11 protein-coding genes and 1 other RNA gene are annotated in these 13,590 nt (G+C 62.8%); 2 read left to right on the top strand and 10 right to left on the bottom strand.

Features of this window, described 5'->3' with window-relative positions; all coding sequences use genetic code 11:
- Positions 1–303 precede the first annotated feature (303 nt).
- The 10 genes from FGE21_RS13885 to FGE21_RS13930 form a co-directional block, all read right to left on the bottom strand.
- Complete coding sequence (locus FGE21_RS13885; protein ID WP_139663904.1) at positions 304–2,844, bottom strand: DUF3772 domain-containing protein; 2,541 nt, start codon at positions 2,842–2,844, stop codon at positions 304–306.
- Between the two features lie 5 nt (positions 2,845–2,849).
- Positions 2,850–3,884, bottom strand: coding sequence for a cysteine synthase A (locus tag FGE21_RS13890; RefSeq protein WP_139663905.1), 1,035 nt, complete (start codon positions 3,882–3,884; stop codon positions 2,850–2,852).
- An 81-nt stretch (positions 3,885–3,965) separates the two neighbouring features.
- Positions 3,966–5,081 carry an NUDIX domain-containing protein gene (locus FGE21_RS13895; protein WP_139663906.1) on the bottom strand — a complete coding sequence of 372 codons (1,116 nt, stop codon included), beginning with the start codon at positions 5,079–5,081 and terminating at the stop codon, positions 3,966–3,968.
- A 23-nt stretch (positions 5,082–5,104) separates the two neighbouring features.
- A complete protein-coding gene (locus tag FGE21_RS13900) occupies positions 5,105–5,548 on the bottom strand; it encodes a TrgA family protein (protein ID WP_139663907.1) in 444 nt (147 codons plus the stop codon).
- A gap of 120 nt (positions 5,549–5,668) precedes the next feature.
- Positions 5,669–7,126, bottom strand: coding sequence for a deoxyribodipyrimidine photo-lyase (locus tag FGE21_RS13905; protein WP_139663908.1), 1,458 nt, complete (start codon positions 7,124–7,126; stop codon positions 5,669–5,671).
- A 27-nt stretch (positions 7,127–7,153) separates the two neighbouring features.
- Entirely contained in the window at positions 7,154–8,371 is a 1,218-nt protein-coding gene (locus tag FGE21_RS13910) for an aminotransferase class V-fold PLP-dependent enzyme (protein ID WP_139663909.1), read from the bottom strand.
- Positions 8,372–8,564: 193 nt separating this feature from the next.
- On the bottom strand, positions 8,565–9,560 hold the full coding sequence (gene acuI / locus FGE21_RS13915; RefSeq protein WP_139663910.1) for an acryloyl-CoA reductase: 996 nt from the start codon (positions 9,558–9,560) through the stop codon (positions 8,565–8,567).
- Between the two features lie 14 nt (positions 9,561–9,574).
- On the bottom strand, positions 9,575–10,690 hold the full coding sequence (locus tag FGE21_RS13920) for a dimethylsulfoniopropionate demethylase (protein WP_139663911.1): 1,116 nt from the start codon (positions 10,688–10,690) through the stop codon (positions 9,575–9,577).
- Positions 10,691–10,812: 122 nt separating this feature from the next.
- Positions 10,813–11,499: a DUF1326 domain-containing protein gene (locus FGE21_RS13925; RefSeq protein ID WP_255731595.1), complete on the bottom strand. Its 687-nt coding sequence runs from the start codon at positions 11,497–11,499 to the stop codon at positions 10,813–10,815.
- A 15-nt stretch (positions 11,500–11,514) separates the two neighbouring features.
- Complete coding sequence (locus FGE21_RS13930; RefSeq protein WP_139663912.1) at positions 11,515–12,288, bottom strand: DUF2182 domain-containing protein; 774 nt, start codon at positions 12,286–12,288, stop codon at positions 11,515–11,517.
- 136 nt (positions 12,289–12,424) lie between these two features.
- Between FGE21_RS13930 and FGE21_RS13935 the strand changes: the two genes are divergently transcribed.
- A complete protein-coding gene (locus tag FGE21_RS13935; RefSeq protein WP_139663913.1) occupies positions 12,425–13,156 on the top strand; it encodes a FadR/GntR family transcriptional regulator in 732 nt (243 codons plus the stop codon).
- A 57-nt stretch (positions 13,157–13,213) separates the two neighbouring features.
- Positions 13,214–13,564: a transfer-messenger RNA gene (ssrA, locus tag FGE21_RS13940) on the top strand.
- Positions 13,565–13,590 lie beyond the last annotated feature (26 nt).

The following is a 13,590-nucleotide window of genomic DNA, read 5'->3' on the forward strand; positions in this document are numbered from 1 at the left end:
AGACGGTCTCCCGCCTACACACTTTCCAGGCGTGCGCCTTCGACCACTCGGCCACCTCTCCGTGAGGCGCATATCTGATGTATTCGCCGGGGAATTGCAAGTGCCAATCCGAGAAAAAATACAGTTTTTTTGACCCCACCTCGTCCCAAGCTAAGAAACTGTAAACAAACACTGAATCAGAGCCCATCCGACGCGCAAACCGGCAGGGGAGGCAAATTTTACTCCCGGAATACGCAATGACAAACGCCGCCGCATTGCCGGAATGCGACGGCGAAATACCACAGCGCGTTTGCCCCTGAGGGATCAGTCCTCGGACTTGGGTGGCTCCTGCGACACATCGTCGAGATCCGGCCTGACGGGCGCTGAGGCAACGGCAGATGCGGCCGTAGATGAAGCCGGGGATTGGGGCGCCTGCCCTTCGCCGGAGGATGGGGGTTTGATCGCTTCCGGGTTGCGGATCCAGATGTCGCGCTGCGCGAAGGGGATTTCGATCCCCTGTTCCTCAAACCGTTTGGCGATCTCGTAGTTCATGTCGGATTTCACCGACAGCACCCAGTTCACGTCCCGCAGAATGGCGCGGATTTCGAAATCGAGACTGTCTGCGCCAAAGCCCTGAAACACCACCGCAGGGGCCGGGTTCATCAGCACCATCGGGTGACCTTTGGCGACGGCCATGAGGATCTCTTCGACCTTGCGGGGGGAGGTGCCGTAGGCCACGCCGACCGGCACGATCACCCGGCCCACCGTGTTGCCCCGGGTATAGTTGGTCACCGTGCCCGAGATCAGGTCAGAGTTCGGAACGATCAGGTCCGTGCGGTCGAAGGTCTCGATCCGGGTGGAGCGGACGGAGATATCACGGACATAGCCCATCATGCCCCCGACCTCGATCCAGTCGCCCTTGGAAATCGGGCGCTCGATCAGCAGGATGATGCCAGAGACGAAATTCGACACGATCGTCTGCAGACCAAAACCGATGCCCACCGACAGGGCGCCGGCGACAATAGCCAGCGACGACAGATCAAGACCAGCGGCCGAGACCGCCACCAGCGCAGCCAGGAAAATCCCGATGTAGCCAACACCCGAGACGATGGCATTCTGCCCACCGGGGTCGATCTTTGTTTTCGGCAGCAGCGAGGACCGCAGGCTCCCCTGCAGCAACCGCGTCAGCAGATAGCCAATGGCGAAGACCACGACAAAAGAGAGGAAGATCGTGGGAGAGATCTTGGTGTCACCGATATTGAAGCCTTCGAGAAAGCGCGACCACAGCTCTGTCAGATCGGAAACCCTGGCCCCCCAGATCAGTGCCAGTACCGGCAGCGACAGCAGGGCCAGAACAAACCCGGTGATCACCGCAAAAAGCGAATCCTGAGCCTTTTGTCCCTCGCGGGTCAGGTAGCCGTAGATGTCGGACAGGAAGCGCTGCAGGACCAGCACCAGCGCGATCAGCCCATGGGTCAGGATCGTCGGGTAAATGATTGCGATCGCAGCATTTATATAGCCAAACGCCCCGAGCACCGGCGCCGCAATCGCCAGCATGAACACCAGCCGGCGCAGGATGGAGATGGCCCGGCTTGTCCCGATGGCGATGGCACCTTCGTCATCGGTGCTGTCGTCCTCGGCCTCGGCCTGCCCCAGGCGCGCGCCGATCCGGTTGAGACGCAGCAAAAGCAGCGCAGCCAACACGATCAGCGGCCAGCTGAGCACGGCCATTGTCCCCTCGTCGAAATTCTCGATCGCGTCGAGGCGATCCAGCACCAGCTGCAGAACCAGGACCACAACCAGCGATCCGAGGATGACACGCACCTGCCCCTGAGACCGCGCGTCAAAGGGGATCAGAACATTGGTGATTTCATAGACCTGCAGGCGCTCGCCCAACCAACGCGAGGCATAGAGCAACATGATCCACAGGGGCACATAATCCAGCAACAAGGTGCCGCGCACCCCAAGAATGCCCGACATGTCGATGGCCCGGACCAACAGCAAAGTGCCGACATAGGGCAGCACAACCTGCAGGAGCGATACAATGAAGCGCCATACCCCGGTGCCCCGCCCGCCCAACTCGCGCAGGTAGTTGCCCACCAGGTGCGCCCAATGGCGCCCGCGCGCCAGCAACAGAAGGGCAACCGCGCTGAGCAACAGCAACAGCGGCAGACGGACACGGATCGCTTCGCGGGTGGTGGCGCTGTTCAGATGGCTCCTGATTTCGGTCCAAAACGCCGCCAGCACATTGGCACCATCGGTCACCGCGCCGGGCCAGTTTTCCGGATTGACGGGCATTGGCACCCGTTCCAACAGCCTGCGGGTCGCCCGTTCGCGGATCAGCTTGTCGATTTCTGAAATCAACCCCTGTGCCCGGCTGTAGCCAAGATCGGCGAGCACCTGCGGCGCGGTCAGATTTGCCAGCTGCCGCTGCATTTCCTCGCGCAGCCGCGTGATGTTTTCAGGCTCGGTCGCGCTGTCTTCTGGCACGGGACCAAGGGCGTCGAGCTGGGCCCGCAGGGTCTTGATCCGATCCGAATTCTGACTGCCCGCATCAAGAAACTGCTGGCGGTATTCAGCCAGGTCCACACGCAGGGATTCAAGCGCGCCATTGGAGGCCTTTTTGGCGTCCAGCACCCGCTCGGCCCGGTCCGCCGCGCGCTGCCAGGCCTCGTAATATTCGCCCAATGCGCCCGAAGCTGCGGTCTGCGCCAGATCGCGGGCCTCAGACAGCCCCGCCCCATCCGGAACCGCCCCACCGGGGTCCGTCCCACCGGGGTCCGATTGTGCAAGCGCCGCAAGGGGCAGCAACAGGCAGGTCAGACACAGAAGGCCGACCCGGAGCATCATTTTCAAGTCGGCCATCAAGGTCAGACGTCCTCAAACACACCGGGGATCGACGCAGGAGAATGGGTCATCCAATCCGGCACCGGCAGCCCCTTGTCCCGCAGGAAGTCGGGATTGAACAGTTTGGATTGGTAGCGGGTGCCATAGTCACACAACACGGTCACGATGGTGTGGCCAGGACCAAGATCCCGCGCCAGACGCACTGCCCCGGCGATATTGATCCCCGAAGAACCGCCGAGAACCAGGCCTTCGTCGTGCAGCAAGTCAAATACCACCGGCAGCGCCTCCGCGTCGGGGATCTGATAGCTGAAATCCGGTGTGAACCCTTCGAGGTTCTTGGTGATCCGGCCCTGGCCGATGCCTTCGGTAATGGAGGAACCTTCGGATTTCAGCTCGCCCGTGGTGTAGAAGGAATAGAGCGCCGCGCCCTGCGGGTCGGCGAGGCCGATCTTCACCCCCTTGGGCTGCAGCACATCCGCAATGCCCGCCAATGTTCCGCCCGAGCCCACGGCGCAGACAAACCCGTCAACCTTGCCACCGGTCTGTTCCCAGATTTCCGGCCCCGTGGTCTCAATATGGGCCTGACGGTTGGCCACATTGTCGAACTGGTTGGCCCAGATGGCGCCGTTGGGTTCGGTCTCTGCCAGTTGGGCCGCGAGCCGTTCGGAATAGCGGACGTAGTTGTTGGGGTTGCGATAGGGCGCTGCGGGGACCTGAACCAGCTGAGCCCCGGCAAGCCGCAACATGTCCTTCTTTTCCTCGGACTGGGTTTCCGGGATCACAATCACCGTCTTGAACCCCATCGACGCGCCCACCAAAGCAAGGCCGATCCCGGTATTGCCGGCCGTGCCTTCAACAATGGTCCCGCCGGGCTTGAGCGTGCCGCGGGCGATCGCGTCCTTGATGATAAACAGCGCGGCGCGGTCTTTCACGGATTGGCCGGGGTTCATGAACTCCGCCTTGCCAAGGATTTCGCAGCCGGTCTCTTCGCTGACTTTGTTCAGCCGGATCAGAGGGGTATGGCCAACGGCGTCGGCCAGATCGCGTGCAATGCGCATAGGGGTCCCTTTCACTCGTTCCCTTTTGATGTAGCCGGGGTTCCGGTCGATCACAAGGGTGGGCTCCCGCCAGGCCAGGCCTCAGGCGAATTCGGCGCGAAGACGGTCCCTATGACGCGCCAGCCAGAGCGCTGATGTTACCAAAGGCATATCCTGATAGGTACGGTTGTCCACGCCCGCCATCAATTCTTGGAACGAGATGACTTTACTGCGGATATCCTCGCCCTCGCTCGGCACCCCGCCCCCGCCTTCGATAGAGGAAAAGTCGGCAAGCCCGCAGAAAATATGCACATATTCACCGGACATGCCGCTGGAGGGGTAGAGGCTGGAAACGGGCTCAAGGTGGGTCAGTTCAAGCCCCGCCTCTTCCTTTGCCTCGCGCCGGGCGGCGGCCTCGGGGCTCTCGCCCGGATCAAGAAGCCCGGCCGGCGGCTCCCAGAGCCAGGGATTGATTTCCCCCGCGATGAAAACGGCGGCGCGGAACTGTTCGATCAGCAGCACCGCATCGCGCCGGATGTCATAGGGCAGCACCACAGCCGCCTCGCCGCCCAACACCACGCCGCGGTTGATCACCTGGCTCATGCTGCCATCGAATTTGCGATACTGAAGGTCCATTTCCTCCATCGCGAAAAAATTCACGTATTCGCGTTTATGCGCCTGAATGGTCACATCGCGCGACAGATCACGGGCAGGATCCGCATGACGTCGCTGCGCGGAGAGCCAGGCGCTGGCGCGAAGACGCATGGAAAACAGCGATTTGGTCATGTCCTGCGCAGGTTTGCGCGTTTGATACGCCATGAGTTCCGAGGCCATCCGGGTGGCGACTCCGGTCCATTCCGCAGACCAATCCGCCAGGTCGGCATGGGCGATCCGAGAGGGCTCTGTCCCGACGGCGGTTTTCACTTCGCGACGCCCTGTCCCGGTTTCGACGGTGGCCGCGACAGCCCTGCGCCCAAAGCAGGTTTCATAGTAGCAGATGGCGTTCTGCTCCGCCTCCGACAGGCCGGACAGGCACAGGCCATGGACCTCAGACCCGTCACTTGGGACGATAGTGGGATGATGGGCAGGGTCGCAGATCACCAGCGCATGATCGGCCAGAACCGCAGGCATACGCTGCTCAGGCAGCAGACCATGCCCCAGGACCGCGTTCAGTACATCGGGCAGGCATAAGGCGCCGCCAAAAAATACATCCGTCACCAATCGACCCTTCTCAATCGAGATTATTTCCAGCGCTTTGCCGCAGATTCGGTAATCCAGCCCACCAGGGCGCCGCCAATCGCAAGGGTGGCCAGCACATTGGGCACGGCGATGATAAAGAAGTACTCCAAAGCAATTGTGAAAATCGCGGCGAGCGCTTCAAATGGCCCGTTGTAAATATGGCGGTAGGCCAGGCGGAACATCTCCACCGCGCCCTGCAGAAGAAGCGCCCACAACACCAGAACCGCCACTCCGGTCAGGCCGTTGTTGATGCCCGGCACAAAGCCACGTCCGACCCGGGGCCCCATCAGGGTCCAGCCGACCAGGACCCCCAACCCCATGTTTATCGGGGTGAAATAGCCAAAATCCGTTCCCTCCGGCATCAGGGGCATAATCAGCCCCGACACGAAGAAGGCCAGCGCCGCGAGGGAAAGCGCCGCCACGAGGCGGCCAGCAGTGGGGTTCATCAGTCCGAAAGTCCTGCGAGGAGTATGCGTCTGCGGCCACGGTATGCGCAGCCTCCGGACAAATCCAGAGCGCGCGGCCTATTTTCATCACGGCGGGTAATCTGGTGCCGGATCAACAGGCTACCCGCCTGTCTTATACGCCTGATAGGCCAGCAACGCCCGCTCGCGGCCTGCTTTGAGGTCGACCAGCGGGGCTGCGCGCGGCGCGGAGGGGCTCAGCCCCCACCCGGAGGGAATCGCGGCAAAATAATCGAGCGCTGTCCGAGGCGGGTCGGATTGCCCTTCGGCCAGCCATCTGCGCACATAGTGACCGCTGCGGTCGAATTTGTCCCGCTGTCCCTCCGGGTTGAAAATGCGGAAGAACGGCGCAGCGTCCGGGCCGCACCCCGCCACCCATTGCCAGCCCATCGCATTGGCCGCCGGATCCCAGTCCACCAGACAGTCGGCGAACCACTCCATACCCAGTTTCCAGTGCAAAAGCAGATGCTTCGTCAGGAAACTTGCAGTGATCATCCGCGCCCTGTTGTGCATTTTCCCGGTCACATAGAGCTCTCGCATGGCGGCATCGACAAAGTCGTATCCAGTCCGCCCCTGCTGCCAGCGCAACAGTTGCTCCGCCGCCCCGGTCCCATCCCCGGCACTATGCCCATCCCCGGCGCTGTGCCAGCCGAAGCCCTCCCATTCCGGGCGCCAGCTTCGGGTCAGGATCGCGGGAGTGTGAAACATCAGATGATAGGCGAACTCGCGCCAGACCACCTCTTTCAGGAAATGTTCGCCGCCCTGCTTGCCTTCCGCGCGCGCCCGCTGTCCCAGATGCCACATCCGGTGCGGGCTGATCTCGCCCCAGGCCAGGTTTTCCGACAGCTCCGATGTGGCCGCGCGCGCAGGAAAGTCGCGGTCCGCCTGATAGGTCATCACCCGCTCATCGAGAAACAGGTCCAACTGCTCTAGCGCGGCGTCCTCCCCGACCCGGCAATGGCGCGCGACGATCTCTGCGCCGCGCCCCATGGCCGCCGACATGGCGTAATCAGCCAGCGCATCGCTGGCGGGCCATTCAGCGGGGGGCGGCAGCTTGGCAGGGGCATCCGTCAACCCGGCCACCTCCCGGTCCCGCACCGCCTTCCAGAACGGTGTGTAGACCTTGAACATGCCGCCTGCTTTGGTATTGACCGTCCAGGGTTCGAACAGCAGCCTGCCGCCCGTGGATTTCACCGATATATCAGCGGCTTTCAGGCTATTCTTGATTTCCGTATCACGGGCAACGGCGGCCGGATCATAGAGCCGCGACCAGATCACCTCTGCGGCGCCGCTGTGCCGGATCAGATCGGTCAGCACATCAAGCGCCCGGCCCCGCCGCAGGATCAGGCGACTGCCGAGCCCGGCCAGCGTGTCGGCAAAATGCGCCAGCCCAAGACCCAGCCGGAACTTTGGCGCGGCGCCGAGGGCCTGGTCCTGTTCGTCGTAGATATAGAGCGGCAGAACGGGGCGACCGCCCGCCAGGGCTGCCTGCAGCGCGGGATTGTCACGCAAGCGCAGGTCGCGCCGTATCCACCAGATCACCGGTCGAGTATCTGTCATAGTTTGGCCCCTCCTGATCGTCAGTGTCTATACGACGCGATCCAGCGCCTCGATCAGTTTGGCCACCTCATCTTCGGAGGTATAATGGGTGAAACTCAACCGCAGCACACCCTCGGCGGGATCGATCCCCATGGCAGAGAGCGCCCGCCCAGCATAGAAATCGCCACCGCCCGCCATGATCCCCAGCTCTGCCAGTTGCGCCGCGACCGGCTCTGCCGGACGCCCCAGCGCCAGCGCCACCGTCGGGGCGCGATCCTCTGCCGTGGAGGGGCCGAGCAGCCGCAGATCGTTGCGATCCTTCACCGCGTCCAGCAGGGGTTGCAGCAGGCCGATTTCGCGCTGGCGCATCAGATCATGCACGAAATGCCCCATCTCGGCACCGCGCATCCGGTCTGCGCCGTGGTGATCCGCCAGCGCTTCGAAGTAATCGACCATGCCCGCGCAGGCCGCGACCTGAGCATGGTCCGGACCGGCCGGAGTGAAGCGTTTCGACAAATCGCCACCGTTGAACACATGGCCCTGATTGGGCAGCAGCTCTGCCAGGCTCGGGTTGATGACCATGATCCCCTGATGCGGCCCGTAGGTCTTGTAGGCGGAAAACAGATAGATATCAGGGCCCAGGCCACCAACATTCGGCAGACCGTGGGGCGCGTAGGAGACGCCGTCGACACAGACGAAGGCCCCCGCCGCATGGGCCAGCGCGGTGATTTCCGTCACCGGATTGATCTCACCCACAACGTTGGAGCAATGCGGAAAGCAGACCAGACGGACGCTTTCGTCCAGCAGCGACTCCAGCGCGGCCGGGTCCAGATGGCCTGTTGCGGGGTCGACCGTCCATTCCCGTACCTCAATCCCCGAGTCCGACAGTCGGCGCCAGGGACCGGAATTGGCCTCGTGGTCCTGATTGGTGACCACGATGGATTCGCCGGGTTTGAGGAACTGGCGAAAGGCCTGAGCCAGAACATAGGTGTTTTGCGTCGTCGAGGGTCCGAAGCTGACGTCCCGATCCGCGACCCCCAGCATCGCGGCGAGACGGCTGCGGGCCTCGTCCATCTCTGCTCCGGCCTGCCGGGAGGCGGCATAGGGCGCATAGGGCTGGACCTTGTGCCGACTATAGAAGCGAAACAGCCGGTCAATCACCGCCCCGCAGGGATAGGACCCGCCGGCGTTTTCAAAAAACGCCTGTCCCTGCAGCGACGGTTCCTGAAATGCCGGAAACTGTTTGCGGACGAAATCGATATCCATGTGCCTTCACCTCACCCCTGCGGCCTGTGCGACAGAGAGTGCAACTTCGTGGCGCAAGATCAAGCCCGGAAACGAACTTCCCGGCGGGATCGGAGGTCAGCGGGTCAGATTGCAGGGCCATCGATCAAAAAACCTGCCCCCCCGCGCATCGGCGGGGGGGGAGGGAGGTCAATTCCGGTGCGGCGGCAGGGATCTAGCCGTTCACGTCCACGACAACGCGCCCCTTGACCTGACCCGCGAGGATATCGGCGCCAAGGCGCGGCAGATCCGACAGTGTCGCCGGTTGCACCATCGCCTCGAGCTTGTCCATCGGCAGATCCGTCGCGATCCGCTGCCAGGCGCGCAGGCGGTTTTCATAGGGCTGCATGACGGAATCGATGCCCAACAGGTTCACCCCGCGCAGCAGGAAGGGGATCACGGTCGCAGGCAGCCCCGCGCCGCCGGCCAGTCCGACCGCAGCAACCGAGGCCCCGTATTTCATCTGACCGAGGACGCGGGCCAGCATGTCGCCGCCGACCGCATCGATACAGCCGGCCCATGTCTCGGACTCGAGCGGGCGCTTGACCGTTTCGTTGATGTCTTCGCGGGCCACGATCTGCGTCGCGCCGAGGGATCTGAGATAGTCGGCAGTCTCCGGTCGGCCGGTCACCGCCGCGACCTCATATCCGAGATGCCCGAGAATGGCCGTCGCGACCGAGCCGACCCCGCCTGCGGCGCCGGTCACCAGAACCGGACCGGTCCCCGGTGTCAGGCCGTGATCCTCCAGTGCCATGACGGCCAGCATCGCGGTGAAACCTGCGGTCCCCACGGCCATCGCCTGTCGCCCGGTCACCCCCTCGGGAAGCGGCACCAGCCAATCCGCCCTGACACGGGCCTTCTGCGCATAGCCCCCCCAATGGGCCTCGCCCACACGCCAGCCGGTCAGGACAACCTTGTCGCCCGGCGCATAGCGATCATCGTCGGATGCTTCGACGGTCCCGGCAAAATCGATCCCCGGAACATGCGGATATTTGCGGACCAGACCGCCGCCCTTGGCGCTGAGACAGAGGCCGTCCTTGTAGTTCACGGTCGAATAGTCGACCGCAACCGTCACTTCGGCATCGGGCAACTGATCCTCGGTGAGATCCTCGATCGCGGCCGTCGCTTTGCCGGTTTCGCTGTCCTGCGTCATAACCAGTGCTTTGAACATGTTGTTTCCTCCCGTTAATTCCAAAACCCATCGCGGACGGTCGCAGTGCGCATCCCATCCGGTGTTTCCACTTCGACCCGCGTGCCCGGGTCCCAATGTGTCATCAGCACCATACCAATGGCGACATTGGTCTGTGCATCCGGCGACCATGCCGCCGAGGACACCCGCCCGACACGGCGCCCCTGCGCCAGCACCGGCCAGTATCTGTCACAGCCCGGCACCGGATCCCCGTCAATTGCGATTGGCCGGATCTGCTGGACCGGACCTTCCTTTGCCACCCGCAACAAGGCATCCCGGCCTATGCAGCCGATCGCCGTATGGGTGTTGCAGAAGCGGCCAAGCCCACATTCGTGCGGCGTGTTGTCATCGGTCATGTCGTTGCCGTAGCTGAGCAATCCGCTTTCGATACGTTCGATCAGGTTCGGACAGCCGGCCCGAACCTCCAGATCGGCACCGGCCTCAAACAGGCGGGTCCAGAGCGGCATGCCCAGATCGCTGCCTTCGACGTAGATCTCAAACCCACCCTGCTTGGAATATCCGGAGCGCGCCACCACCAGATCACGGCCTTCGAACTGATAGACTCCGAACCGGAAAAATCGGATCGCCCGCACGGTTTCGCCAAAGACGCGCGCCATCAGATCCTCGGCCTTTGGTCCCTGAACCGCGAGCGGCGAGACATCCGGCTCGTCCACCAGCACGTCCAGACGCCAGCCATTTGCGATGCCTTTCACCCAATAGAGCAAATCACTGTCGGCAATGGAAATCCACCAACGGTCCTCGGCCAGTTTGACCGCGACCGGATCGTTCAGCATGCCGCCTGTCTCATCGACGATGGGCACATAGTAGCATTGCCCGGCCGTCATGCCGCGCAGATCGCGCGGTGTCAGCATCTGCATCAGGCGCCCGGCATCCGGTCCGCGCAACTCCACCTGCCGTTCACAGGCCACGTCCCAGACCTGAACATGGCGCTTCAGGTGGTGATAGTCGGCTTCGACACTCTCGAACACCGTCGGCAACAGCATGTGGTTATACACGGTGTAGCCCTTGACTCCTGCAGCTTCGACACCATCGGCAAAGGGCGTCCGGCGCAGCCGTCGTGACAAGGAAATACTTGGTTGGATCAATGCCATGGCGTTCCCTTTCATGGCAGGTGGTCAGATGAGCAGCCCGGCCTTTGCTGTCTGCCGTCCCCCTTTGGGGGATCCGGCAACTGCAGCGCGGCAAACGCCACCCGGTCCCAGGTCAGCCCACCTCAGCGCGGGCCTTTCCAATCGATCTGGCAGATTTCGGCAGAGCGCCCGTCAAAGTCCCAAACCCGGCCGAAGGCGCGCACGCGGCCCTTGGTGGCGGTGGCAACCGTGATATCCGGCCCCATCCAGTATTCGGTATTGGTGACCACGATGTCCTGATCGCTGTCGGCGCCGCCAACGGGCACGACCTCGCCATGGATCTGTTTGCCCACAATCAGGCGGCGGGTCTTGCCTTCGGTCTCAAAAATCACCGGTGCGCGCTCGGCCCCGAGGAATTCGCTCACCAGAACCTTGAACAGACCGGTGGTGCCGCGCGCCTTGCCGGAGAAGATGTCGATCAGACCGTTGTAGGCATCATTGCTGGCCCGTTCGTCGATATAGGCCGCAGCCTTCCAGTTGCCACGCGCCATCAGGCCCGGAATTTCGAGGATCAGGCCGACATTCAGCCCCGACAGATCCTCATTTCCATAATGGCCTTCGTCGATGCGGACCCCCGCCCAGGCCTGGCAATAGCCCTCGGTCGGTGCGTGTTTCCCGAGGGAGACGACACAGGGGCAGAACACGGTGCAATTGCAGTTCAGGATCAACTCCCCCTTGATCGCCCAAGGCACCGTCCCCTGCCCCGATTTCGGCGCGCCCGGATGGCGGTTGTCGATGCGCTCTGCGGTTTCCAGTCGATCGCTCGTCATTTCTGTTTCCTCCCTTTAGACAGTTGTCACGATGACCCCGAGACCGGATGCCAGCAGGACTGCGCCCATCGGGCGGGTCAGCCAGCGCCCGATCTCGGGCAGTTTTTCCAAAACCATGAACAGCGTCGCGAGCCCCATGAACGCCAGGTTCATCACCCCGCCCACAAACGCCAGCAGCATCAACGCCCAGCAACATCCCAGGCACACGGCGCCAAGCCGCAGCCCGTTGCGCAGGGGGCCCTCGTCCCAATGCTGCATGAAAAAGACCAACGGGCGGCGACATTTGCTGAGGCAGGCCTCTTTCAGGGGCGCGAATTGGTAGCCCCCGGCCAGCAGCAGCAGCCCGCCCGACAGCAGCCCCGACCGGCTGTCGCCAAAAACGCTGATCAGCTCCGCGCGCAGCAATGCCATCTGAGCCGCCGCCGCCAGCAGCGAGAACCCGACCCAGACCGCGAGATAGCCCAGCACCAGGTCGCCAAACCGAGTACCCGGGGCCGATTGGCCGAGGTCGTCATAGGTCGCAAACGCAGGCAGGGCCGTCGGCGCCATCATAGCCGCCGACATCAGGGCCCACATCAGCACCATTTTCGCGCCGCCCGCAGCATCCGGCGTCATCGTGCAGAGCTGCAGCCAGAAGTCGCCGCCATAGGTCACCCCGGCAGCCCGCAGATCCGCAGGCACCGACATCGCAAAAAGCGCAGCCCAAGCCGACAGGATGCCCGCAAACAACAGCAGCCAATGAAGGCCGGTCATCTGGCGAAAACTCTCTGTCAGGCGCGCTTTCAGCATGGCAAGCCCCATGGCCTCTCGGGTATCGGTGCGAGTCGAATTCTGTTGTGAATCAAATGTCAGACTTTTAAATGTCTGACAAATGATTGTTCGCAAGCGGTCTGCCCCCCGCGCCATGCCACAAGGACCCGACGCCATGAAGATCGACCCCAACAGCCCGGCCGACCTGTCCGCCCAGATTGCCTCGGCGATCCGTGACGCCATTGTCACAGGCCATCTGATCGTCGACGAGCGCCTGCCCTCCGAGGCGGAGCTGGCCGAACAGTTTCAGGTGTCCCGGCCGACCGTGCGCGAAGCATTGAAACGGCTGGCGGCCCAGTCGCTGATCCGTACGCAGCGGGGGGCCACGGGGGGGGCCTTTGTGAACCGGCTGAGTTTTGAGGACGCCTATTGCCAGCAGGTCACCACCTCGACCCTGTTGCTGAGCATGAATGCCGTCAGCTTCGACACCGCCTGCGAGGCGCGATATGCGCTGGAACGGGCCTGCGCGCCGCTGTCTGCCACGCGCCGCAGCGCCGACCAGCTGGCAACCATGCGCGCCGAGATCTTCCGCCAGGGGCAGCCCGGATTGACCGACGAGGCCTTCTGCGCCTCTGACGTGGCGTTTCACCGTGCGCTGGTGGACGGTGCGCATAATCCGGTTCTGAGCTATCAGCTCGCGGGCGCCGTAGAGGCGATGCAGCCCCTGATGAACATGATCACCTTCACCGCCCGGGATCGCCAGAGCATCCTGGTCCTGCACAGCCAGATTGCCGATGCGGTCGAGGCCTGTGACGGTGCGGCGGCGGTCGCAGGCCTGACTGCGCTGGAGGAGGAGACGCGCAAACTGGCGGCGGATGTCTTTGCCCGCCGCGCCGCCAAACGCTGAGCGGTTTCATCTTTTTCCAAATACCTCCGCCGGAGGCTGCCCCTTGGGCATCATTTGCCTCTTTAACTTCGCCGCAAGCCGCCCTATATTATCTGTGTTCCCCTGGGAACTATGAACATAAACGCGCTCATAATAAACGGATCGGACTCGGGGGCGGTACCCGACGGCTCCACCAAAAATCCTTCGTTTGGGGATCAAGGGGCCGAAATAGGATCGACGGACGTCTAAAAGGGTTAGCTTTGTTTCGGCGGGGTGCCACCGTACCGGCCCAAACAGTACAATTGCAAACGACAATCGTGCTCCGGTTGCTCTGGCTGCGTAAGCAGTTCGAGTCGAACCGAACTTAAGTCCTTGTGCCTAGCAGCGTAAGGCGGGGTTCGCAGGTACCTGGCAACAGAAACCTGCACTTTCCCCTCTTCAGGTCTGATGATGTA

Source organism: Phaeobacter sp. B1627 (genome assembly GCF_006265095.1).
In the GTDB taxonomy this organism is placed as follows: Bacteria; Pseudomonadota; Alphaproteobacteria; order Rhodobacterales; family Rhodobacteraceae; genus Epibacterium.